This window comes from Sulfurimonas sp. (genome assembly GCF_028713515.1).
GTDB lineage: Bacteria > Campylobacterota > Campylobacteria > Campylobacterales > Sulfurimonadaceae > Sulfurimonas.
The window spans coordinates 1-24043 of record NZ_JAQTOD010000001.1; the positions used below are offsets into that span (position 1 = coordinate 1).

Consider the following 24043-nt stretch of genomic DNA (forward strand, 5'->3'; position numbering starts at 1 on the left):
CTTACTTTTAATAATCAAAATTTTAATCTTCTTCACTCTTCTTTAGTTTTAACGCTAATTTTATCAAGTAAGCCGAAATATTGGTGTAAACTTTAAAATATAACAATTGATTATGTGGTATTATTTTGCATACTATTTTAGGATGCCACATGAATAATTACATCAAAGATCAGATTAAAAAATCTTACGAAACAAAGCAACTAATATATGAAAATGAATCTTTAATCAATAAAATCAAAGAAGTAACTACTCTTTGTGTAGAACTCTATAAAAAAGGTTTAAATAAAACTATATTGGCTGGAAATGGCGGCAGTGCTGCTGATGCGCAACATATTGCCGCTGAGCTTGTTGGGCGATATGGTTTTGATAGACCTTCACTTGCTTCTTTAGCGTTAACGACAGACACATCCAATATTACGGCAATTGGAAATGATTACGGCTATGATAAAATTTTTTCAAGACAGCTTGAGGGAATGGGGCAGAAAGGGGATATTTTTATAGGAATTTCAACCTCTGGGAACTCTAAAAATATTATAAATGCATTTGAGAGAGCAAAAGAAAAAGGCATTACAACAGTTGCTTTAGTTGGTAAAGACGGCGGAGATATGGCAAAAATAGCTGATATATCACTAATTGTTCCATCTGATTCTACTCCAAGAATTCAAGAGTCTCATATCTTGATTGGTCATATTATGTGCGACATCATAGAAAAAGAGCTTTTTGGCACTAGAGTTAACTAGCAGTTTATGAACAAAGCACTTTTTTTGGATCGTGATGGTGTCGTAAATATTGAAATTAACTATCTTTATAAAATTGAAGATTTTATATTTGTGGATGGAATATTCGAATTGTGTAAGCATTATCAAGAGTTAGGCTATGCTTTATTTGTTGTAACTAATCAATCTGGAATCGCTAGAGGTTACTATACGGATGAAAATTTTAATACATTAACTTCATGGATGATAAAAGAGTTTTTAAAGCATAGCATTGAGATAAAAAAAACATATTACTGTCCACATTTTCCTGAGATATCCGGCGAATGTAGTTGTAGAAAACCAAATTCTGGAATGTTGTTACAAGCAAGGAATGAGTTTGATATTGATTTGGAAAATTCAATTTTGATTGGCGATAAAGAGAGTGACATTGAGGCGGCTATCGGTGCTGGACTTAAAGAGAGTTACCTTTTTGATGAGACAAAAAAAGTAAAATTTTCAAGAGCCACAAAAATAGTCTCTAGCTTAAAGGATATTTATAATGTTAATACTAAATAGTGGTGGCACCCTCAATAAAAGATACAATCCGTTAAATGGCGAACTGATGGTTCCATTTGATAACAACGCCATAAAAACTATACTAGAGAGCACTGGCAATATTTATGATCTTGCAGGAATTGTTTACAAAGATAGCTTAGACATGACACTAGATGACAGAAAAACAATTGCAAAAGTTATCATGGAGTCAAAAGATGATAAGTTTATAATAATTCATGGAACTGACACCATGCACACCACCGCTGAGTTTTTATCAACAATATTTGACGATAGAAAGATTGTATTAGTGGGAGCAATGAAGCCTTTTGAGATAGACAATGTTGAAGCAGCTTTAAATATTGGAATGGCAATCGGTTTTGCAAATGGTGTCTCAGGTGCAGGTGTTTATATATGTATGAGTGGATATGTCCAACCATGGAATAAATTAGTAAAAAACAGAAAATTTGGAAAATTTGAAGTTGTCCAATAGTGTTGCTTGCTCCCATTGTCATATAGAGTTTGATAAATGGGTAATGATTCAAGAGGAAGAGCATTCTCTTGATAAAACGGATTCTGCATCTGGCTCTAATGTCTATTATTTTTGCTGCAAAGGGTGTCAAAGTGTGTTTCATCTTCTTAAAGATAAGGGATTTGATAGCTTTTATGATAAAAGTAAAAATGCAACCCTCTCTCCTCCGCCAGAAACTTTTACAGATTCGTCAAACTTTGATGTTGCATCGTTTTATGAGAGATTTGTAAAAACAGATAGCGACGGATTTAATAGAGTTTCTTTAATAATAGAAGGTATTCACTGCTCGGCTTGTATTTGGTTAAATGAGAAGGCACTTCACTCTATGGATGGAGTTATAGAAGCAAATATAAACTTTACAAATAACAAGGCAACCATTGTTTGGGCGGGCAGCATTGTAAAATTATCTGAAATTATTGAGATGATAAGGTCTGTTGGATATGATGCTTTTGCATATGATCCTTTGCTACAAGAGCTCTATATCAACAAAGAGAGAAAAGCTTACTATCTAAAAATGGCAGTTGCTATTTTTTCATCTATGAATATTATGTGGATTGCTGTTGCTCAATATGCTGGCTATTTTAGTGGAATCACTCAGGATATAAAAACAATACTAAATATTGCAGAATGGATTTTATCAACTCCAGTTCTTTTTTATAGCGGTTGGATTTTCTTTCGAGGCGCTTATTATGGGCTTAAGAGAAAAACTATAAATATGGACCTTTTGGTTGCAACAGGCTCAACTCTTACTTACATCTACTCAATATATGTAACGATTATGCACATTGGCGAAGCGTATTTTGATTCGGTTAGTATGATAATTACCTTTGTTCTTATCGGTAAATTTTTAGAAGTTTTAAGTAAGAAAAGTGCTTCCGACGCGCTTGATGTTCTTACAAAAAATATTCCGACAGAAGTTAAAGTAATCAAAGAAGAGAAGATAGTTATATGTGCGCTTGATGATGTGATGGTTGGAGATGTTGTTATTGTGTCTTCTGGAGAGAGGATTTTACTCGATGGCGTAATTGTAAAAGGTGATGGCTCATTTGATGAGTCTAGTTTAACTGGCGAGAGTAATCAGATTTATAAAACCATTGGCAATAGTGTAATAAGCGGTACAACAAGTATAGATGCAGATATACATTATAAAGCAATAAAAGATTTTAAACACTCTACACTCTCAAATATTATCTCTCTGTTGGAATCAGCAATCAACAAAAAACCAAAAATAGAACAACTTGCAAACAGGCTCTCTGAGTATTTTTCATCAATAATTTTGCTTTTATCTTTTGCTACATTTGCTTTTTGGTGGATAACATCACATAATTTTGAGATATCTTTTATGGTAGCAATATCTGTGATAATTATCGCTTGCCCTTGCGCCCTTGCACTTGCCACTCCAGTTGCAACCCTTGTTGGACTAAGTGCAAGTGCCTCAAGAGGTATTTTGTTTAAAGAGGCAGCATTTTTAGAGACAATGGCAAAAATAGATACTCTTGTTTTGGATAAAACAGGGACGATTACGCAAGGAAAACCAGAGGTCATAAAGGGAAATTTTTATAGTGAGTTTGATAAAAATTTGCTCTACTCACTAGTAAAAACTTCAAACCATCCAATGGCTAGTGGAGTTGCAAAATATATAAAAGAACAAGAGAGTACGGTTGAAGAAGTGCTATTTGATGAATATATGCAAATTCCAGCTAAAGGAATTAGGGCAAAATATAAAGGCATAGAATATTTAGGTGGGAATATTAGACTGCTTAGAGAGTATGGCATAGAAACAAATTTTGTGGCTGAAGAGTCAATTTTTTATTTTGCAGTAAATAATGAAGTTGTGGCGATTTATGAGCTTAAAGACAAGATAAAAAGTGGAATTAAAGAGTTGATGGATAGTATGAAGCAATACAAGATAGAAGTAGTGTTGCTTAGTGGAGATCATGAAAACATAACAAAAAAAGTGGCAAAAGAGACTGGAATAGAGAATTTTTTGTTTGAGCAAACCCCGCAAGATAAAGCAAAATACATAGATAGATTACATGGCGATTGGAAAAAAGTTGTTATGGTTGGAGACGGTATTAATGATATACTTGCTTTAGCTTCTGCTGATATTGCTATTGCTATGGGCGGTGGAAGCGATATTGCGGTTGAGTGTGGTGATGTCGTACTGCTTGATAATTCATTAAAGTCAATAAATGATGCTATTAGAATAAGCAGAGGCACTTTTGGTTTGATTAAACAAAATCTTGCTATTTCACTTCTATATAACTCAATCACAATTCCTCTTGCAATGGCTGGGTTTGTTATACCACTTTTTGCAGCAATCTCTATGTCTTTTAGCTCCCTTTTAGTTGTTGGCAACTCTATAAGAAATCGTAAAAAATGGAGCAAAAATGGATAGCTGGGTAATTGTTATGATGCTAGGTGTCTCTATATTTTTAGGGGCGATTGCACTTTTTGGATTTTTATGGGCTGTTAAAAATGGTCAGTTTGATGATGAAGAGAAATTTCTAAATGGTGTAAAGTTTGATGGAGAAGATGAGTTAAATGATATGGCCAAGCAGGAGCAAAAGAAGGATAAATTAAAGAGAGAGTATAGACCAGAATAATTCTTTATTCTAGAGTAGCAAGATTGTCTAATGAACAATCTTGCTTGGTAAATTATTTACCGATAGTTAGTGCGAATGCATCTAGTTCAGCATCAGAATACTTAGAAACTTGACCTTTCATAAGACCTTTCATTGGTCCACCTTTGTCAACTTTGTAACCTTTAAGTGCAGCAGCGATTTCTGCATGAGGTAAAGTTGCAACAATTTTAGATTTACCAAGAGCAGCTTTGCTCCAGTCAGCACCATGACAACCAACACATGCAGCAGCGTTTACGGCAGCCATTAAAGAAGAAGTTGCAGCTAAAGCAACGATTGAAGCGATAACGATTTTTTTCATTTTATTTCCTTATGATTTGATTCGACCGAAATTATATATATGTTTCTCTTAAATGGATGTTAATTGTTTATTTGTTATCATCTTGCTAAATAAATAACTACGGTGAGCAGATGAGATATATAAAAGATGATTTAAAAGAAAAGACGATTTTAATTACCGGCGGAGCCGGATTTGTAGGTTCTAACTTGGCATTTTATTTTCAAAATAACCATCCTGATGCAAAAGTTGTTGTGGTTGATTGCTTTAGAAGTGGCGAGAAATTATCAAATGGAAATTTAAAAAGTTTTGGACATTTTAAAAACTTAATCGGTTTTACAGGAGAAATCATAAGCGGTGATATTAATGACAAAAGCTTGTTAAGTAGTTTGGATGCAAACTATAAATTTGATTATATTTTTCATGAAGCAGCAATTTCCGATACAACAGCACAAGAACAAGATTTGATGATAAAAACAAATGTTAATGCTTACAAAGATCTGCTTAAAATTGCAATCAAACATAACGCAAACATGATTTACGCCTCATCAGCAGCAACATATGGAAATGCCGAGTCACCACAAAGAGTAGGGCGTGAAGCACCACAAAATGTTTATGGATTTTCTAAACTTTGTATGGATAATTTGAGCCGAGAATATATGAAAAAAAATAGTATCTCAATTGTTGGTCTCAGATATTTTAATGTTTACGGTCGAGGAGAGTATTTTAAAAATACAACGGCATCTATGATTATGCAGTTTGGTCATCAGATACTCTCAGGTAAAAATCCACGACTTTTTGAAAATAGTGACAAAATTTTGCGTGATTTTATATATATAGAGGATGTTATCCAAGCAAATATAAAAGCTATGGAGCCAAAAGAGAGCGGAATTTATAATGTCGGAACAGGAAAAGCTAGAAGTTTTCAAGATATTGTAGATATCTTACAAAATGAACTTCAAACTTCTCTTGTCTGTGAATATATCCCAAACCCATTTGTTGGAAGTTATCAATTTCATACAGAAGCTGATATTTCATCAACAAGAGATGCTCTTGGATATGAACCTAAGTTTGAGATGGAAGATGGTATAAAATCCTACATAGATGAAATCAAAAGAGTTTATAACGAAGAAGTTAAGAGATGAAAAATTTTAAAAATTTAACCCCTAAGATTTTGGTTGTTGGTGACTTGATGATAGATCACTATCTGTGGGGAAGCTGTGATAGAATCTCTCCAGAAGCGCCTGTTGCAGTTGTTGATATAAAAAATGAGACAACAGTTTTAGGCGGTGCTGGAAATGTTATAAATAACCTAAGGGCTCTTGGGGCTGAAGTTTTTGTTAGCAGTGTTATAGGAAACGATGATAACGGACTAGAACTACTTGAGATGCTAGAGAATATAAGTGTAGATACAGCTAAAATTATTAAACTAGAAGATAGAAAAACATCAAAAAAAAGCCGTGTAATAGCGAGCTCACAACAGGTGCTTAGGTATGATATGGAGAGCAAAGAGCAGATATCAAAATCTGCATCTGATGAGATTTTAAACTCTTTGGCTGGTGTTATTTGTGATTATGATGTAGTTGTGCTCTCGGACTATGGAAAAGGTGTTTTAAGTGGCGATTTGTGTCGAGGAGTTATAGGGCTTTGCAATAAAAATAGCATAAAAGTTTTAGTTGATCCAAAGGGAAGCGACTACAGCAAATATAGTGGAGCTTATCTTTTAACGCCAAATAAAAAAGAGGCGATTCTTGCCACTGGTATAAATATAAAAGATACTCAATCATTAAAAAGTGCACTTTTAAAACTAAAGCAAGATTGTAATTTGGCTATCTCCTTAATCACGCTATCAGAAGATGGAATAGCCACTTATGATGATGAGTTAAAACTGTTTCCTACTGTTGCAAAAGAGGTTTTTGATGTAACTGGAGCAGGCGATACCGTCATAGCATCCATTGCTTTTGCGATTAGTGCTGGTAAAAATATCGAAGAAGCATCGGCATTTGCAAACCTTGCAGCTGGTGTTGTTGTTGGAAAAATTGGCTCAGCAACTGTCACACTTGATGAGATTGAAGAGTATGAAGCAACTCTACATAAAAGCACCTCAGATGCTCACATAAAGAGCTTTGAGGATATAAAAAATATAGTAGAGCGATATAGAAAAAATGGTAAAAAAATTGTATTTACGAATGGCTGTTTTGACATACTTCATGTGGGACATGTAAAATATCTGCAAGAGGCGAAAAGTTTTGGAGATGTTTTGATAGTTGGACTTAACTCCGACGAATCTGTATCGAGGATTAAGGGTCCAACCCGCCCCGTAAATGTAGCAGAAGACAGAGCGTATCTGTTGGCAGCTCTTGAGGCGGTTGACTTTGTTGTCTCATTTGGTGATGATACGCCGTATGAGCTTATAAAAATGATAGCGCCGGATACCCTTGTAAAAGGCGGAGACTATGAGGGTAAAGAGGTTGTCGGAACAGAATTTGCTAGAGAATTAAAACTTGTTGAGTTTATTAATGGAAAAAGCACAACAAAAACTATAGAAAAAATACAAGGAATTTCATGTTAAAAAAAGTAAGTTTATTGACACTATCAGCAGTCTCTGTTTTTGCGATGCATTCAGCGGAGATTAATGTAAATAATACGGATTTAGAGCTTTCAGCAAAATTTGATATCGGTCAAGTAAATGAAAAAGTTGAACCAAATACAATATTTATAGGAGCTAAATACCTAAATGTTGATGAACGCCACAGTGATATCTCTAATGTAGATGATTATTATGAGGCGAATTTTTTAATGATGAAAAATGCAAGCAAGGATTTAAAAATAGGACTTGGCGTAAAGTTGAACCACACAAAAGATTTTACATCAGCTCCTCTGGGTGTAGAGGCTGCTTATAAGTTGCCAATAGAGTCTAGTGTGCCGTTTTATGTTGGTGGTAGCTTGTATTATGCTCCGAGAGTTCTTGCTTTTGAAAAAGCTGATAACTATCTAGAGTATCGTGTGACAGTGGATGCTGAGGTTATAAAAAATGGTTTTGTAACAGTTGGATTTAGAGATATGAATACAAACTATGAGAGTGGAAATGTTGAGTATAACAAATCATTCTACGGTGGTTTTAGATTCTTATTTTAATATATTCTAAATTGTGACTTGGAGAATAGGTTTAAATATCTAATTCTCGTACAGCTTTAATGACTTCTGGCGACATAATGCCTTTCATACACTCATGATGACCAAGAGGGCATTCTCTTCTCATGCATGGTGAGCACTCCATCTCGTGTCTTACAATTTTACTTCTCTCATTCATCCACTGCGAAGTTTCCGTATGTTTTGTGGGCCCAAAGATGGATACGCTAGGCACACCATAAGCTGCTGCTACATGCATGGGACCGCTATCGTTTGTTATAAAAAGTGAACATCCGCCTATGTTTTCGCAAAGCTCTTTTATGGTGGTTTTGCCTGCTAGATTTGTGTAATTTTTAACGCCGTACTGTTTTAGGTATGACTCTATCTCGTTTGCCATCTCGGTCTCGTTTGGTCCGCCAAAAATAACTATATCATATCTGTTGCTAAGCTCATGAGCTACTTGGGCAAATCGTTCTGGATACCATCTTTTTGCACTTCCATATGTTGCACCTGCGTTAATTCCTAAAGTCTGTTTTTCAAGATTCTTTGGTTCTATATAGAGTTTAAGTTTTGGTGTATTACCGTCCCATAAATCTGTATTTGTCATAGCGAGTTCCGCATACTGTTTGGAGAGATGTTTATTTGTTTTTATATTTGGTGCGTGTGAGAGCAAAAACATGGAGTGCCATGAACGCTTTGCAATACAAATCACACTGCCCGTTAGTCTAAGAAGCAGTGATGAGTGAATCTGATTCCTAAAAGAGATTGCTATATCAAAACTGCCTAGTTTTTTTGCAAGCTCATAAGTTGCTTTAATCCTGTTTTTGGCTTTTTTTGTCTCGTCCACTATTGCATTTTTGCAGAGAGGATGATACTTTAATGCCTCAATTGATGCGTAACTGCCAACAAAAGTAAAGTTCGCATCTGGATAGTAGGTTGCTAAAAGTTCAATAGCTGGAGTTGCCATAACGGCGTCTCCTAGCCAGTTTGGCAGAATAATTAGTATGTTCATTAGTTAGTTCCATTTTTTATGTAGATGTAAATTGGTGATGAGCCGATATTTAATATTTCATTTTCGATTTTTTTACCATTTTTAGAAAATACTTCAAAATAGTCTTCATTTTTTAGAGTTGTTGGTTTTAGTGACCAGTGAATTTGTAAAAGATTGTTATCAACAAGGCACTGGAAAATATAGTAATGACGCTTTATATCAAGTCTCAAAAACTGTGCATTTTTCAGACTACTTACCATAAACTTATAGGCTGTAAATGCTGTTCGTTTTCTTATACCGTCCCTGTTATCCACAAGTCCATAGCCTGGGGCTATTAATTGATGCCACGAGACTGAATTAACCTGAGCAGAAGCAAAAGCAAGTAGATAATATCTAAGCATAAAATCCCCATAAAGTTCCTCGCTTACACACTCATGCTCACTTGTTGGAGCGTATGGAGCAGTACCCGTAATTGGCCAGTTGGTCTCTGTGATGTGAAGTTCATGGGTGCTTTTTGGACTAAGCCAAACCATAGCGCTAAGCAGTGCTATTTTATCTGAGAGATTAAATCCCAGCTGCATATTTTCCGGTGCACCTCGTCTATCAACATATAAAAGCGAAGAGATTCCGTCATAGCGGTATCTAAAAAAATTAAAAAGAGTATGAGCGGTAAAATGGTACTCAAAATCTATGACTCCGCTGCCAATAAGCTTGGTGTGTGGGAATTTTGAAATTTTCAGATTATATGCGACTTTATAAAAACGATTGTACTCATCTACGCTAAAAAATCCCCATTTTGCACGATTTATAGTTGAGCCAATCTCAAAAATATCTACTATTTCATGAAGTGTACTAAAAATGGTGTCTAAATCTTTTTTTAAAAGCCCCAAATCTTCTATATGTTCTCTATCTTGAAGAATTTTAAGAGTTATTTTTCTCTGACTCATGGCAAGGATAAATTCTTTGAGCTCATTAAGGGTTTCCATTTCCCAAAGTTTAAAACGCACCAAAACTCTTTCTGCTCCGAGTTCATTAATGAGCTCTATCGTTACATCCTTTTCGCGTTGGTAATCAACACCAATACAGAAAAAGTCGCTATTTTTAATACTCTTTTTTCGTACAAACGGGATAGCAAGGAGCGAAATCGGTAATGTAAAAATTGATATAAGGAATGTTTTTAAAAGAGATAAAAACTCTTTCTTCCTCATGCTTTTTTTATAGATTTTATCTTTTAGTGGATATGGCTGGTCGGAATAGTTATCCCATATAAAAGGCTGTTTCATAAGAAGAATTATATCTTTTTTGGTATTAAACCAGTCAAAAACCACAGAGGATTAGTTAGTATTTATTTAGCACAATTTTGTTAAAATATACAAAATAAAGTTTTGTATGTTGGAGTGTTTATGCAACCTGTTTCCCCAGATATTAGTTTGGTTGTAGCTGTCTATAAGGATGCCCAGTCTTTGAGTCTTATTTTGGAGGCGCTGGAGAAACAGTCCTATAAGAATTTTGAGATTATTGTTGCTGAGGATTGTGAATCTGATGAAATTAAAAATTGTATAAAAAATTATGCACATCTAAATTTAAAACATACCACTCAAAAAGATGTTGGTTGGAGAAAAAACTCATCTCTAAACAATGCCATAAGAGTCGCGAGTTCTGATTTTTTACTGTTTATAGATGGTGACTGTATACCAAATATTCATTTTGTTAGAGAGTACAATAAGCAAAAAGAAAAAAACACGGTGTTGTGTGGACGACGAGTAGAGCTTGGAAGTAGATTTACAAAACAGATAAGAGAGAGAAAATTAAATATTCTAGATATTCAAAAGAACTATTTATTAAATATATTTAATTTTCGAGAGGACAACACTAGGCATTTTGAAGAGGGAATTTATTTAGGAGACTTGTTGTTTAATCTAAAACATAAAGGTAAAGAGGCATCAGTTCTTGGATGTAATTTTGGTATAAACAAGAGTGACTTGATTGAAATAAATGGCTTTAATGAAGATTATGTTTCTCCATCGGTCGGCGAAGATACAGATATAGAGTATAGATTGAGATTAAAGGGATGTAACTTTAAGCGTATAAGAAATAGATCATTTGTGTTTCATCTCTATCATGAAGAGGTGTATAGTCCTGCCGATGCTGAAAAATCTATGAAAGTTTTCAACAAAGTAAAAGAAAACAAGCAAGTGAAATGCAAAATTGGTTTAACAAGAGAGTAGTTTTTAGTAAGTTTGATATGGTTGGTAATTTGATTATCTGCTTGTAACTATTTCAATCATCTTGCTTTCGACTGTATTGTAATAGTTTTCATCATAATCGGCAGGTATCATAAAATTGTGTTGCCTGCTTTTCTCGCTTACGGTTGCCCATCTTAGGGCACTTGCAAAAAGAGTGTTGCCAAAAAATGAGAGTGTGTTCGTGTTGACGGCACCGGCTAAATGCATGGGCCCGGTTGAGGTGCTGATAAACAGCTCACAGCCAGCCAAAAACTGGCAAAACTCCATGAGGCTCATCTTTGAAACTAAAAGTTCAGCTTTAAAATCAAGATGACTTTCTATGTATTCTTTTGACTTTGTATCATCTGGACCAAAAGTAAAAACTACCTTTGTGTTTTGGAGTTCGCTTGCTCTTTTTGCGAGGCGTAAATAGTCATCAAGTTTTAAGTTGCCATCGCTACTGCCGCCAAAACCGGGATGAAGGGCAACCGTTTTTTGTGAGGAAGGAGTAGAAAACGAAGATTTTATGAGAGGTCTTGAAAAATCAAGCTTTATATCCGCAAAAATCTCTTTTGCCAGATCAAGATTATATTGCCACTCTGTTTTCTCTGCTTTGTTTCTTCTTTGGGCTACTGTTTTGTTGAAAAAAAATTGGGCAAGTTTTGTGGATGGTGCAACCCTCTGTTTTATGCCGCTTAAAAAAAGAAGAACACCGAGGTTTGTGTCTATAAATCCGCTGATGCTAGCGTCGAATTTATGGGCTCTGATTCTGCGCAATGTTCCCATAAAATCATTTTTGTCATACAAAATCACATTATCTATGAAATCTATTTGTGATGCAAATTGATAATTTATTTTTGATACGAGCGCAGTTATTTTTGTATTTGGATACTGCTCTTTTATTGCTTTAAAAAGAGGTAGAGTTACTACAAAGTCCCCGATTTTGTCATGTCTTGTTATAAGTAGGTTCACTTTTTTGCCTCATGATTTAGCTCGTAAAGCTTGATATATTTATAAAAGTTTGTTGCCATATGAGAAAATGCAATAACGAGCCCAGCGTAACCATCAAGAAAACCTCGTTTAAAAAAGTATGTTTTTATGAATGAAAAAATTCCATTAAAAAGCGCTTTTGCTGGCGAAGATGTTTTTTTACCAACATTATTTTGTGCAAAAAGCGTAGAGTATCTATCTGCTTTTTTAATAAAATCACTTATGGAGTGATAGCTATAATGAAGAATATTTCCACCATTAAGCTCAACGGTATTCATCTTGTCGGTTATTATATTTTCGTGAACATAATTTGAGTTGAATTTTGTTTTTGTCTTGTTATAGAGCCGTTTTATTTTTTGATTATTCCAGCCACAATGTTTTATCTGAATTTCTTTATAAAAAGCATGAAAATTTAGTAAATATACACTATTGTTATCTAAATCTGTATTTTTTAGAGTTTTAAAAAGATTACTATCCACAACTTCATCACTATCTAGAATAAGTATCCATTCATGTTTTGCATAGCTAGCTGCCTTGTTTTTTGTTTCTCCAAAACCAATAAATTCTCCCTGAATAAAATTAACATTGGAAAATTTTGATGCTATATTTGCTGTTTCGTCTTCAGAGCCATTATCATAAACAACCACATCATCAAAACCTATAAGACTTTCAAGAGAGTTTTTGATTGTAAGAGCGCCATTTTTTACAATCATTACAACCGATATATTACTAGCCATTTGTTACCTTTTTTGTAAATGCTTTAAATTTATACTTGAGAATCTTTTTCCACTCAAAAATACTACTTTTGGTATCGAGTTTATCCCCGTCAATTCTATAGATTACGCCATTGATACCAGAAAAATCTTCTTGGACAGCATTACCGATTCTAAAAGCATATTTATAATACTTTTTTGTTTCTTTTAAAATTTCTTTGTTGTATTTACCAAATGGAAAAACAAAGCTATCTACAGTCACATTTAGCTTTGATTCTAGTGTTTTTTTAGAATGCTCTAGTTCTTGTTCCAAATTAATTTCTTTTTGAATTAAATTTGAATGTGTGCAAGAGTGAGAAGCAATAACTATTAGTCCACTACCTATCATCTCAAGAAGCTCTGTATATGTGCAAAATGTTCCTTTTGTGTAATTTTTGAAAAGGTCATTATGCTCAAATCCCATTCTTATTGTTGGTTCTAAATCGCAATAGTCTAAAATATAATTACTTGGAACCGCAAGAAGCGCCTTTAGGTTGTATTTTTTTAAAAGAGGGTATATAAGAAAATAAAAATCACTATACGCATCATCAAAAGTTAGACATATAGAATTTTCATCTATTCTTTCACCAGGTAGAACAGTCGTAAAATTTTTTTGTATATAAGACAAGTGTTGCTCAAATATTTCTAAATTATTCGAGCATCTGTCACTGTTTACATGATGATACATTACACTAATCAACAACTTCGATTCCTCTTAATCTTTTTTTTGTATTTATTTTATTTTTGTGAGTTTGTGAGTATTTAAGTGCAACTTCAATGCAATCTTGTGTATCCAAGCCCGCAAGTCTTGCATATTCTTTTGCGATAAATCTTAAATCATCATCCTTTGCCCAAAGTTTGGAAAAATTTTTTAGTCTCTCATTTGAAGTAAGAGTTTTAAATTGCATTCTATTTATATCTACGATTTTAAATGTGTAAGTATCACTCTCTTTTTTTATGAGAATATTTCCCGGAGAGTAATCAAGATGAAAGATGTTGCTTTCATGAAGTAAAAATGTAAATTTTGCAAAAGCCATAAAAATAGCTTCTCTGTCTGAAAAACCTCTATCTAGTAGAGGCTCTCGTATTGTAAAATCGTAGCCAAACTTCTCGCTTACAAAATAGCTCTCATTAATTAAGCCAAATTTTTTAAACTCAATAAAACCTATAGGCTTTGGCACAAAATCTACTATCTTTAAGCTATTGTCATAAGATTTTTTTGCTTTTGAGTCTTTGAAAAATGAGTAAACTATTTTGTTTATGATATTTGGGATTTTAAAAGATTTTATAATTAATTCTTTGTTTTCAAAGTTTATAACTTTTATCTCATTTCTCGCCTTATGTATAGAGTTATCGGAGTTTTTGAAATGTTTTTTTATATTTTTTAATAATAATTTGGAGTTGGTATCTACTGATTCAAGTTTCATTTTTTTATTCCATTATGATTAACATTTTATTTTACAAGAAAATTCAACTCATGAACTGTATAAGATTCTTGGTAAAAAATAAGAGATAAAATTTTAGCAAATACGCGCTATTTTTACTCTGATTGCTTTCCTTTATACTGTCTGAAATTTTTTGTTTTTCCATCAAAAAGAAGCTTTTGGGAGGCGTTTGTAAAACTTAATGCTCTGTTTTTGAAGTTTATTATATCATTTGTACACCCAATCTCTCTATCTGTAAAGGTGGATATATCGTAACATTTATGCTTATTGGTCGCTGTATTTATCTCAAGAAGATTATCTTTTTCAATCCAGCCTAAAAAACCATTATGATAATAGTCAGCAAAAAAATCATTTTCACTTAACAAAGAACGACCACTAAACTTAGTTGTTATCTTTTTGTAGTCACCAAAAACAGCGTCCAAGATAGTTGGGGCAATATCTCTTTGGGAAAGATAATTATTACTATAGAAAGGCTTTAAGTCTTTGTGATAAAGTGCAAAAGGGATTAGATAATTTTCAAAATTACTTCCTTTTACTCCACCACAATGATCAGCTACAAAGACAAAAAGTGTATTTGGATATTTTTTTTTCATTATTTCTACAAATTTTTGGAGTGCCATATCTGAAAAATGAAGAGCATTTAGTTGATTGTTTAGTGATTTATCTGCTACAAAATTGATTTTTTCTACCCCTTGTGGGATTTTATCGTCATGTGTTGTGGCTCCATTTATTCCTATTATAAATGGCTTATTTGATGTTTGAATTGTATCGATTGTGAAATTATAAAGATCGCTATCATGAACTCCCCAATTGTTTTGTTCATATGCCCTTTTAATCACATCTTTTTTCCCATAACTTTCTTGGAATCCTATACTTTGCGCAAAAGCTCCAGTTCCGCTTGTTTCTTTGGCTGAACCTTGGAAAAATGCACTTCTGTATCCTGCTTGATTGAAAATGTTGATTAAAGATTCATACTTAAAATCTTGTAGTTGTGTTTTTGCTACTGTCTTTCCTAGTGGATTTTGAAATGAACAAAGAGTTGCAAATATCCCCTCAGTTGTTCTATGTCCTCCCGCTATCATTGCCTTTGGTCTGATTGATTGCGCTAAGATGGAGTCAAAAAATGGAGTAGTAGAGATAGATGATTTGTTGAACCCATAATTTTTGATATTGACTCCACTCCAACTTTCAAGGAAAAATATCACAACATTTGGCTTATGCAGGGGTCTATTGTAAGGAGTATAACTATTTTGATAGAGTTTTTGCATCTCACTTTGCATCACATCTTTGTCTATGGTTGGAATCTTTAGTAGTTTGAGTTTTTTATCTCTATTCGTAAGTGAAAATATTGCGTTGTAAGTACCGTTAAGTGCTAAAGTCGCTAGCTTGCTATCTCTTATTTGGCTAGATTGCCAAGGAGTAAGAGGAATATTTTGCGCCATTCCACGCATAAAAAATAGTGTAAATAAGAGTATGACTAAAAGTTTAGGTAAATAGAATTTATTAAAAGGTATCACTAAACTTTTTTTAACCAAAAGTTTATATATTAAAATAAAAAGAATTACGCTGAAAATAAGTGAGCTAATCGTAAGTAAAGTATGTTGCGAAGCCGCTGTCATTGCCAAGCCAGAAGCATCAGTTAAGGCATCACTTACTTCATATCCCATATGCCTGCTAGACTCAAAAAAATACATAATATCCGAGCTTTGGGATAGAAAAAGAAAAGATAGTAAAAAAGAAGAGGCAATGGCAAAATAGTTACGATTCGAGGCAAAAAGAAAACCAATTAAACTAATTAACGAAGCAGTTGCGAAATCAAACTTGTATCCCCAAAAAATTGCGTAGCAGAGTGATGAAAACGGTATGCCATTGAAGCTGTCAGAGAGATAAAATAAAAAAATAAATTTTGAAATAAGTACGACAAGGTAAGCGACAATAAAAATAAGGAAATAATTTTTTAAAAAATAAAGTTTAGTCAATGAATTATCCAAATATTAAGGTTGAGTATGATAACAAAAAAATATTACCATGAAGATAAAACTCTTCAATTGTTATCTTCATAGATTGAGGTGACATCAAGCTCAATAACATTAATTCTTGTATTTTTCATTCCCTCATAACAAAGATGAATGCCATCATGATATCTAAGCAGGTCTTTACTATCAATTTTAATTGCATCTATTGTTGTGGTTTCAAAAATTTTCTCTAAATTAAAAAGAGCCGAGGAATAGAAAGAGACAACATGCATTGGGTAAATATTTCTTGACAAAAAGACAATCTCTATTGGACCTTCATTTTTTTGAATAGTGAATTGATCTGAGGTAAGAGCTTTAAGCCGATCGGAAATGATTTCTGCACGATGAGGTATGTAGATAATCTCTTTTTTATAGTAGTCTATGATTTTTTTTATATAATTTACATATTTTATATCTGTCATTGTTTTGCCACTTGTGAATGATTGGCCAAGCAAATATATACGCTCATCCTTAAACGCTTTTTCTGTATATGTTTTTTTGAAATAGCTGTAGTTGTTTGTTATGATTTTTTCATGACCGTGTGGAATGATGTGGTAATTTGTAAATAAATTTACAGGGTTATTTTGATTGGTGTTTAAACCAAAGATTTTGTATCGCAATAGTTTTATTTTTTGTTCCCATGATGATTTATGGTTTGGATGCAGTTTGTTGGCGTGTGTTGTCATAGTCATAGTGCCATCGTCTAATAGATATGTGCTTATAGTTTTTAAATTGGCAATAATAAGTTGGTTTATGGTTCCATAATCGCCAGTGAAAATATGTTCATAGTTTTTTTGTTGTAGTTTTTTAATTAATTTTGCTTGAGATGAAAGTTTTGAAAATTTAGATTTGTTTGGGTAATAAAAGTCTATCTCTTCATCAAACATTGAAAGTTTTGAAACCAATTGCATTTGAGTTGAGTTTGTGCTAATTGGGTTTATTGTTGAATCATGCATAATTAATAATATATTGTGTTTTGTTGAGAAGTGCTCTTTTGCTTCAATTGCGTTCATTAGTTGGAGGGGACTTCTTACTATGAAGAGGTTATAAGTTGTAGTCATTAAAACATCCTCACTTTTCTATAAACTAAATCCATCATCAACAACGATATTTTGCCCATTCATATACCGACTCATATCACTTAAAAGATATATAAGTGTACCTTTTAAATCATTTTTATCTAGCATCCCTTTGTTCAAACACTGCTTCTTGTAAGCTTCCAAAAATACTTCCGGTTGATTGTCAAAAATCCCACCAGGACTAATTGCATTTACGCGGATGTTCATTCCTTTGAAGTATTTTGCCATATATTGTGTTAAAAGAACCAGTGCAGACTTAATTGCGGCATACTCCACTGGCATTGTCATTGAGGTGTTGTCGTAAACTTCAAACTTTGGAGCGATTACCCCATAGATAGATGATATGTTGACAATGTTTCCATAGCCTTGATTTTTAAAATAAGATGCAAACTGTTGAGAAGTCAAAAAATAGCCTCCTAAATTGAGATTAATATTTTCACAAAAATCATCATACTCAACATCGAAAAAATGTTTCCCATAGTTTTTATTCCGAGGGTAGGCATTGTTGACAAGTGCATCAATTCTGCCATACTTGGCGTTAAGATATGTAATCATGTTTTGTAATGATGTTTTAGAGGTGATGTCGAGTGCTATAAAATCAATATTTTGCGTATTTAGCGTGGTAGATAAATCATTTTTAACTTGATTACCAATTTCTGAGTTAATGTCTGCAATAACAGCAATACCGTTTTGCTCTACTATGGATGCTACAAACTCTTTTCCGATAAGACCAGCTCCGCCAGTAATAACGATAACTTGATTTTTAAGCATAAAATATCCTTTATTAATTTAATTGTCTGATTAGTTTGGCCGGATTCCCAGCGTATACAGTATTTTCGGGAATAGACTTAGTAACTACACTGCCTGCGCCCACTACACTGTTATGACCTATAGTGATCCCTGGTAAAATTATAGTATTTGCTCCAATCCAACAGCCATGCTTCAGAGTGACACTTTTCGGATCGCTGTGACCTTGCTTTAGGATAGGAATAGATGTATTGTCAAATTTATGATTAGACACATATATATGAACACCAGAACCAAGCATTACATCATCTTCAATGATTATGCTGCCATCCTTCCCATCTCTAGGATCTGCAAAAAGCATTGTTGTTGGACGAATTACTACATTTTTGCCCAAATGAATTTTAGAGCAAGTTACGGCATAGGCCCCAGCGCGAAAATCTGCACCTTCCAAATAAGTTCCAAATTTATTTTTGCAAATTCTTTTTTTACTTAAAGAAAAATATAGATACCAATGAGTAAATGGGCAGTCAGGACCAAGTCTATCTGCGCTTTTATCGAATTTGTATTTTTTAATAATTTCCTTAAGCATTTTTATTATTTTTCATTAAGAATTCCACAAACTCGAAATCAAGTTCTGTGTCAATGTCGATTGAACGCTCTTCGGGCATTACATATAGACCAGTTTTTGGTAGAAAAATAGAGTTTTCGTTTAAGATTGCATGACGATTCCAAATATAAATCGATGCATTCATATCGTAACTTTTAGGGGCATCCTGTCTTCTGACAATGGAGTCACTCAATTTTTTAGATAAAGATACTTGTCCATTGCTGTTTACTTCAACTAAGTTGAAATACGGACTTCTGCGACTTGGCATTGCTGTAATGAGGTTATCATTTTTATCCTCTAGGAATTGTGCAAATGATGCAGTAATATCTTCTGTGGCGCGCAGTGGTGCCGTCGCATCAAGGTCTATTAAATAATCAAATTTTTTATTATAGTGCTCTTCACTTCTAACAAAAGCATCTCGAATTACATCAAGTTTTCCTGCAGTATCGCTTGCCATTTCAGGATTTCTTTTAAAAAAAACCTCTGCCCCGTATTTTATTGCCACTGAAGCAATGTCATCGGAATCAGTGCTGATAACTATATGTTCGAATAACTCTGATTGTTTCGCCTGTTCAATAGTGTAAGCAATAAGGGGTTTGCCATTTAGGAGTTTAATATTTTTATTTTTAACACCTTTGGAGCCACCTCGGGCGCAGATTGTACATAAAATATTGCTCATTTATTTTGCTCCTGAATAATTGAGATTGTTTTCATAACATTTTTTGCCTCTTCGTAGGTGCAGACATCGTGCTGATTTGATAATATAGATATATGCATTTTTTCAAACATTGTATTTCTTTCTAGATTTTTTGCTTCATGTTTTTGTTCTAATCCATTTCTGTTTTTTTGAGTCAGCAGATTGCTTATGAAGTCTAATTCATATGTATTTTCAATAGTGTGTATAATCATTTTTCTGTATGTAATTTTACTAATATAATCAATAGATAGAGTAACAATAACACCTTTTTGAGTTTTTGAGATAAGAGTAACTAAATCATCAGAATCTATCTCCAAATCTGAAACTTTCAATTGATAACTTTTAATATCTATCATGTCTCCAAATAACCATTGAGCATAATCAATCTCATGGCTTAAATCCAAAAGTACGCCACCACCTTGAGCTTTGATTGCGCTATATGATGTTTTATAGTCAATCTCTTTACGCCATGTTGGTAAATACTGTCCACAAACAATAGTAGAGCTAATGATTTTTTCATTTTTAAGATAATGTTTTAATTTTTGCATCAATGGATGGAATCTTAACACATAACCTACTGAAACTATATTTTTTAAGATTATCAACTCTTTGTCTGTTTCAAAAAGTGGTTTCTCGCAAAAAATCAATTTATTGGAAACATTATTTTCCAAATATTTTAGCTGCTCAAAATGCTTATATGTCTCACTGGCGATAACAATGTAATCATATTGCCCTAAATTGTCAACTTCTTGAAGGTTTTTGAAGGTTGTTTTATTTGGTACTGTTTGCTTGGTTACAATATGAATCTCTTTTATTGTACTAAAAGAGAATAAAACTTCCTCATGTCTTCTGCCAATTGAACCATATCCAATTAACAATATTTTCAATTAAAACACCTCATAATACTCACTATTGGCTTGCTCGTAATCATTTATTCGTCCGATGTCTAGCCAATACTCATGTATGGGAAATGAGAGCGCTTTGTTGTCTTCATTTATAATCTTCTCAAAAAGAGATGGCATATCAAAAAATTCTCCATCAGGGATAAGCGATAACGCTTTTGGTGAGAGCATATAAATCCCTGCGCTCACAAAAAACTTGTGTGTAGGTTTTTCGGTTATTGAAGAAATTCTACCATCTTCAATATTAACAACCCCATAAGGAACCTGAAAGTCATATTCTCGAACCCCCATAGTGCCAATAGCTTCTTGAGATTTATGAAAATCGTGAAGGTGCTCAAAGTTTACATTGGTTAGCAGGTCGCCGTTCATTACAAAAAATGGTTCTTTTAAAAGATTGCGCATTAGACTTAGTGCACCTGCTGTGCCCATTCGCTCTTTTTCATGGATATACTCAATTGAGACACCAAGCGTACTGCCGTCCCCGAAATAATCCTCGATTACATGAGAGAGATAGTTTACGCTAATGATAATGTTGGTGTATCCATACTTTGAAAAATTTTCGATGATGGTTTGAAGGATTGGTTTATTGCCGACATGAAGCATCGGTTTTGGAGTGGTTTTTGTCAGTTCGCCCAAACGAGTCCCAAGCCCGCCTGCCATAAGAACAACTCTGTTTGTTTTATCTTTTGGCTTTATAAGCTCATCTATTTCCACTATTCCTAGCACACAATTTAGCTCATTGACAATCGGTATCTGGTGAAGTTTTTTAGCAAGCGCAACTTTAAGAATCTCTTCTTTTGTGTCACTCATCTTTGCAACGGTTGGTGTTTTAAAATATATGTCTTTGATGCCGCCATCGACAGAAAGACCACTTAGTAAGCCCCTGCGTATGTTTCCATCGGTAAGCGTTCCTAGAAGTCGGTTTTCATCATCTACGACGATAGCAATTTGCATCGCACCACTATCTATGACGGCAAGCGCTTCTCTTATGGTTGCAGTTGGTTTTAGTTTTATGTTTTGTATATTTTTCATTTTAAACCTTTAAATCATAAAATGACTTTTTCAAAATATTATTCAAATCTACTTTTTTAATCTCTTCGATAATTTTTTTGCTTGCACAGCCATCGCCATAAGGATTTTTAACTGCCGTGAGTATGTCTTGAAACTCTTTGCTGTATAACTTTTCAAATGTTTGCAATATAGATGATTTTATAGGTTCGCAATCTATCACGCTATCTGCTTTTATGCGTCCTTTTTGACGATCCCCAATATTTATAGTTCCTATCTTAAAGCTAGGTGCTTCTGCTAAACCGCTTGAACTATTTCCTACAACTGCATCAACATATTGTAAAGCGCTTAAGTATCTTAGTTGTCCTAATGAAGTAAATCCAATAGATTTATGAGAATTTTTAGCAACATATTCATCTATCATTTGATTTATGACTCTTCCGTCGGTGTCACTATTTGCTTTTGTAAATATGATGTTTGTATCTTTTAGTTCATCTATTGCGTTAAGCAATGCTTGAAATTGCTCTTTTGCGGTGGAGCTTTCTAAAGTTACCGGATGAAAAGTCACTAAAATATTTTTTTGATTCAATATAAAATCAATAGATTTTTCAAATTCTTCTTTTGATAAGAGTTTTAATCTCTTGATGTTTTCTATGCCCATCCCACCAACATTAAAAACTCTTTCTGGATGCTCTCCAAGTTGTATCACTTTATTTTTGTATTCTTCTGTTGCAGTAAAGTGAAGATGACTCATTTTAGTAATACTATGGCGAATAGACTCATCAAATGCACCCTCGGTGGTTTCTCCACCATGAAGATGAGCGATAGGAATACGGGCTATCATTGCAGTACTGACAGCCGAAAAAATTTCATATCTATCTCCAAGAACCACAATCATATCAGGTTTCAAATCTTCAAAAGCTTCTGCAAAAGATATTTGAGCTAGTCCCATGGATTTTGAAATACCAACTGAAGTATCAGATGATAAAAGCATCTCTATTTTTTTGTCAATTTTAAACTCTTTTTCTATCTCTTTATAAGTTAAACCAAACTCAGGACTTAAATGCATACCTGTAGCTATGATTTGAAGTTCGAGTTCTTTATTGGCTTCAATCTCTTTCATAAGCCAATAAAGCAGTCCATATTCAGCTCTGGTGCCAGTTACTACACAAATTCTGCGTTTCATACTAACTCATCTTCTTTATAATCTTTAGTTGCCGTGGTTCCAATAATTTCATCCCATCTCATAGGATTTATACCATTCCCTGGTCTTTTTATAGTTATATTGTCATCTGTAAAAATCTCATCTTTTTTAATGTCACATCTTGCAACTATTGATTTTCTAGCTACTTTCATATTTGGCAACTCACTCTTTGATGGTTTTTTAACACTACTTCCAAGAGCCAACTCTATATTTCGTATAGCTTTTACCATATTTTTTAGTTCATTTGGTTCAAGACTTGCCTTATGGTCAGGCCCCTCCATTGTCTTGTCTAGTGTGAAATGTTTTTCAATGCAACTAGCCCCCATAGCAACTGCTGCAATATCTACTTCTATGCCTAATGTGTGGTCGCTATATCCATAGGCAATATTAAAAGTATTTCCGATAGTTACCATTGCTCTTAAATTCACATCTTCCATGGGGGTTGGATACATGGTATTTGCATGTAAAACCGTGATATTTTCTTTTTTAGTTCCAGCTTGAATAAGTACATCTAAGGCATCTTCTATTTCACCAATATCTGCCATTCCTGTTGAAAGTATCACTTGTTTTTTTAGTCTTCCGATGTGTCTAAGATATGGAAGATTTGTGATTTCTCCACTTGGTATTTTAAATATTTCAAGCTCTAAATCATTAAGGAGGTTGATACTATCATGATCAAAAGGGGTGGATAAAAACATGATATTCTTAGTTTTACAATAAGCGATAAGCTCTTTATGTGTATCCAAATCAAGTTCAAGTTTTTTTATCATTTCAAATTGTGATTCAGTTTTATCAGTTGTTTGCTTTTGATAATCAGCCTTTTGTGCATTCCTAGATACGAGTTTTTCAGCTTTAAATGTTTGGAATTTAACTGCATCAGCTCCACTATCACTAGCTACATCTATAAGTTTTTTTGCTAACTCAATTGAACCATTGTGATTTACCCCAGCTTCTGCTATTATAAATACTTTACTCATTTTACTAGGCTCCCTGCCTTTACAAATTCACATATCTTAATATACTCTTTTGAAGTTGCATTGCTGCCAACAAATGTATTTTCTTTCACTTCTACTCCACCATTTATCACGCTTGCGGTTGAAATATGACAGTTATCACCAATGCTCGCATCGTGTTCTATCAATGCTTTTGTGTTAATGATACAATTTTTTCCAATTTTTGCATTTGCATTTATGAGAGCATGGTGCATAATGATTGTCCCCTCGGCTATCTGCGAATGTTTTGAAACATAAGCTAGTGGAGAAATAATTATAGGCAAACAAAATCCAATCCCTTTTAATTTATTGTAGATTTTTACTCTTAAATCGTTTGTTTTTATTTGTCCCACAGTAATGATTGCATTTTTACAAGTTTGAAAAATTGTTTCTAAGTCATCATCACAGCCAATTATTTCATAATCAAAAACTTTTATTCCAATATTTTCTTTTATATCGACAATACCAATAATGTCATATTTGTTTGTTTGCTCTATCACATCTATAACACTTCTGCAATGCCCGCCACCACCGATAAGAATTATTTTTTCGTTCATTT

The 24043-nt window shown here is 33.6% G+C and carries 26 protein-coding genes; 9 read left to right on the forward strand and 17 right to left on the reverse strand.

Annotated elements, in window-relative coordinates; all coding sequences use genetic code 11:
* The first annotated feature begins 149 nt into the window (after positions 1-149).
* The 5 genes from gmhA to ccoS are packed head-to-tail and all read left to right on the forward strand — an operon-like array spanning position 150 to position 4385.
* A complete protein-coding gene (gmhA, locus tag PHV22_RS00005; protein ID WP_295020666.1) occupies positions 150-740 on the forward strand; it encodes a D-sedoheptulose 7-phosphate isomerase in 591 nt (196 codons plus the stop codon).
* Between the two features lie 6 nt (positions 741-746).
* On the forward strand, positions 747-1271 hold the full coding sequence (gene gmhB, locus PHV22_RS00010; protein ID WP_295020667.1) for a D-glycero-beta-D-manno-heptose 1,7-bisphosphate 7-phosphatase: 525 nt from the start codon (positions 747-749) through the stop codon (positions 1269-1271).
* Positions 1255-1740: an asparaginase domain-containing protein gene (locus PHV22_RS00015; RefSeq protein ID WP_295020668.1), complete on the forward strand. Its 486-nt coding sequence runs from the start codon at positions 1255-1257 to the stop codon at positions 1738-1740. Before gmhB ends, PHV22_RS00015 begins: the two co-directional genes overlap by 17 nt.
* Positions 1730-4177 carry a heavy metal translocating P-type ATPase gene (locus tag PHV22_RS00020; protein WP_299944940.1) on the forward strand — a complete coding sequence of 816 codons (2448 nt, stop codon included), beginning with the start codon at positions 1730-1732 and terminating at the stop codon, positions 4175-4177. The genes PHV22_RS00015 and PHV22_RS00020 overlap by 11 nt, the downstream gene beginning before the upstream one ends.
* On the forward strand, positions 4170-4385 hold the full coding sequence (ccoS, locus tag PHV22_RS00025; protein ID WP_295020670.1) for a cbb3-type cytochrome oxidase assembly protein CcoS: 216 nt from the start codon (positions 4170-4172) through the stop codon (positions 4383-4385). The genes PHV22_RS00020 and ccoS overlap by 8 nt, the downstream gene beginning before the upstream one ends.
* Before the next feature lie 52 nt (positions 4386-4437).
* On the opposite strand, the gene PHV22_RS00030 is transcribed toward ccoS, so the two are convergent.
* Positions 4438-4722, reverse strand: a complete 285-nt coding sequence (locus PHV22_RS00030; protein ID WP_295020671.1) for a cytochrome C — start codon at positions 4720-4722, stop codon at positions 4438-4440.
* Between the two features lie 110 nt (positions 4723-4832).
* Here PHV22_RS00030 and rfaD point away from each other — a divergent pair, with 110 nt between their 5' ends.
* From rfaD to PHV22_RS00045, 3 genes are read left to right on the forward strand one after another with little or no spacing between them, the layout of a single operon-like run.
* Complete coding sequence (gene rfaD / locus PHV22_RS00035; RefSeq protein WP_295020672.1) at positions 4833-5843, forward strand: ADP-glyceromanno-heptose 6-epimerase; 1011 nt, start codon at positions 4833-4835, stop codon at positions 5841-5843.
* Positions 5840-7270 carry a D-glycero-beta-D-manno-heptose-7-phosphate kinase gene (gene rfaE1 / locus PHV22_RS00040; protein ID WP_295020673.1) on the forward strand — a complete coding sequence of 477 codons (1431 nt, stop codon included), beginning with the start codon at positions 5840-5842 and terminating at the stop codon, positions 7268-7270. Before rfaD ends, rfaE1 begins: the two co-directional genes overlap by 4 nt.
* A complete protein-coding gene (locus tag PHV22_RS00045; RefSeq protein ID WP_295020674.1) occupies positions 7264-7836 on the forward strand; it encodes a hypothetical protein in 573 nt (190 codons plus the stop codon). The genes rfaE1 and PHV22_RS00045 overlap by 7 nt, the downstream gene beginning before the upstream one ends.
* Before the next feature lie 31 nt (positions 7837-7867).
* Here PHV22_RS00045 and waaF read toward each other — a convergent pair whose 3' ends face one another.
* Both waaF and PHV22_RS00055 read right to left on the reverse strand, forming a co-directional pair.
* Positions 7868-8842, reverse strand: coding sequence for a lipopolysaccharide heptosyltransferase II (gene waaF / locus PHV22_RS00050; RefSeq protein WP_299944946.1), 975 nt, complete (start codon positions 8840-8842; stop codon positions 7868-7870).
* Positions 8842-10104 carry a glycosyl hydrolase gene (locus tag PHV22_RS00055; protein WP_299944949.1) on the reverse strand — a complete coding sequence of 421 codons (1263 nt, stop codon included), beginning with the start codon at positions 10102-10104 and terminating at the stop codon, positions 8842-8844. The genes waaF and PHV22_RS00055 overlap by 1 nt, the downstream gene beginning before the upstream one ends.
* Before the next feature lie 120 nt (positions 10105-10224).
* Here PHV22_RS00055 and PHV22_RS00060 point away from each other — a divergent pair, with 120 nt between their 5' ends.
* On the forward strand, positions 10225-11049 hold the full coding sequence (locus PHV22_RS00060) for a glycosyltransferase (protein WP_295020677.1): 825 nt from the start codon (positions 10225-10227) through the stop codon (positions 11047-11049).
* 33 nt (positions 11050-11082) lie between these two features.
* On the opposite strand, the gene PHV22_RS00065 is transcribed toward PHV22_RS00060, so the two are convergent.
* The 14 genes from PHV22_RS00065 to PHV22_RS00130 form a co-directional block, all read right to left on the reverse strand.
* On the reverse strand, positions 11083-12018 hold the full coding sequence (locus PHV22_RS00065; RefSeq protein WP_295020678.1) for a glycosyltransferase family 9 protein: 936 nt from the start codon (positions 12016-12018) through the stop codon (positions 11083-11085).
* Positions 12015-12773, reverse strand: a complete 759-nt coding sequence (locus PHV22_RS00070) for a glycosyltransferase family 2 protein (protein WP_295020680.1) — start codon at positions 12771-12773, stop codon at positions 12015-12017. Before PHV22_RS00070 ends, PHV22_RS00065 begins: the two co-directional genes overlap by 4 nt.
* Positions 12766-13491 (reverse strand): polysaccharide deacetylase family protein, encoded by a 726-nt coding sequence (locus tag PHV22_RS00075; protein WP_295020681.1) that lies wholly within the window; start codon positions 13489-13491, stop codon positions 12766-12768. Before PHV22_RS00075 ends, PHV22_RS00070 begins: the two co-directional genes overlap by 8 nt.
* Positions 13481-14215 (reverse strand): lipopolysaccharide kinase InaA family protein, encoded by a 735-nt coding sequence (locus tag PHV22_RS00080; protein WP_295020683.1) that lies wholly within the window; start codon positions 14213-14215, stop codon positions 13481-13483. The genes PHV22_RS00075 and PHV22_RS00080 overlap by 11 nt, the downstream gene beginning before the upstream one ends.
* A 113-nt stretch (positions 14216-14328) precedes the next feature.
* Positions 14329-15900: an LTA synthase family protein gene (locus PHV22_RS00085; protein ID WP_295020685.1), complete on the reverse strand. Its 1572-nt coding sequence runs from the start codon at positions 15898-15900 to the stop codon at positions 14329-14331.
* 377 nt (positions 15901-16277) lie between these two features.
* Positions 16278-17309 carry a polysialyltransferase family glycosyltransferase gene (locus PHV22_RS00090; RefSeq protein WP_299944956.1) on the reverse strand — a complete coding sequence of 344 codons (1032 nt, stop codon included), beginning with the start codon at positions 17307-17309 and terminating at the stop codon, positions 16278-16280.
* An 18-nt stretch (positions 17310-17327) separates the two neighbouring features.
* On the reverse strand, positions 17328-18098 hold the full coding sequence (locus tag PHV22_RS00095; RefSeq protein WP_299944959.1) for an oxidoreductase: 771 nt from the start codon (positions 18096-18098) through the stop codon (positions 17328-17330).
* A gap of 13 nt (positions 18099-18111) precedes the next feature.
* On the reverse strand, positions 18112-18663 hold the full coding sequence (locus PHV22_RS00100) for a DapH/DapD/GlmU-related protein (protein WP_299944963.1): 552 nt from the start codon (positions 18661-18663) through the stop codon (positions 18112-18114).
* Entirely contained in the window at positions 18656-19360 is a 705-nt protein-coding gene (locus PHV22_RS00105) for an acylneuraminate cytidylyltransferase family protein (protein WP_299944966.1), read from the reverse strand. The genes PHV22_RS00100 and PHV22_RS00105 overlap by 8 nt, the downstream gene beginning before the upstream one ends.
* Positions 19357-20265: a Gfo/Idh/MocA family oxidoreductase gene (locus PHV22_RS00110; RefSeq protein ID WP_299944969.1), complete on the reverse strand. Its 909-nt coding sequence runs from the start codon at positions 20263-20265 to the stop codon at positions 19357-19359. Before PHV22_RS00110 ends, PHV22_RS00105 begins: the two co-directional genes overlap by 4 nt.
* Positions 20266-21312 (reverse strand): nucleotidyltransferase family protein, encoded by a 1047-nt coding sequence (locus PHV22_RS00115; protein ID WP_299944973.1) that lies wholly within the window; start codon positions 21310-21312, stop codon positions 20266-20268. It abuts the gene before it with no gap.
* A 1-nt stretch (position 21313) separates the two neighbouring features.
* A complete protein-coding gene (gene neuC, locus PHV22_RS00120; protein WP_299944976.1) occupies positions 21314-22474 on the reverse strand; it encodes a UDP-N-acetylglucosamine 2-epimerase in 1161 nt (386 codons plus the stop codon).
* Positions 22471-23469, reverse strand: coding sequence for an N-acetylneuraminate synthase (neuB, locus tag PHV22_RS00125; protein ID WP_295020698.1), 999 nt, complete (start codon positions 23467-23469; stop codon positions 22471-22473). Before neuB ends, neuC begins: the two co-directional genes overlap by 4 nt.
* Complete coding sequence (locus tag PHV22_RS00130) at positions 23466-24041, reverse strand: NeuD/PglB/VioB family sugar acetyltransferase (RefSeq protein WP_295020699.1); 576 nt, start codon at positions 24039-24041, stop codon at positions 23466-23468. The genes neuB and PHV22_RS00130 overlap by 4 nt, the downstream gene beginning before the upstream one ends.
* Positions 24042-24043 lie beyond the last annotated feature (2 nt).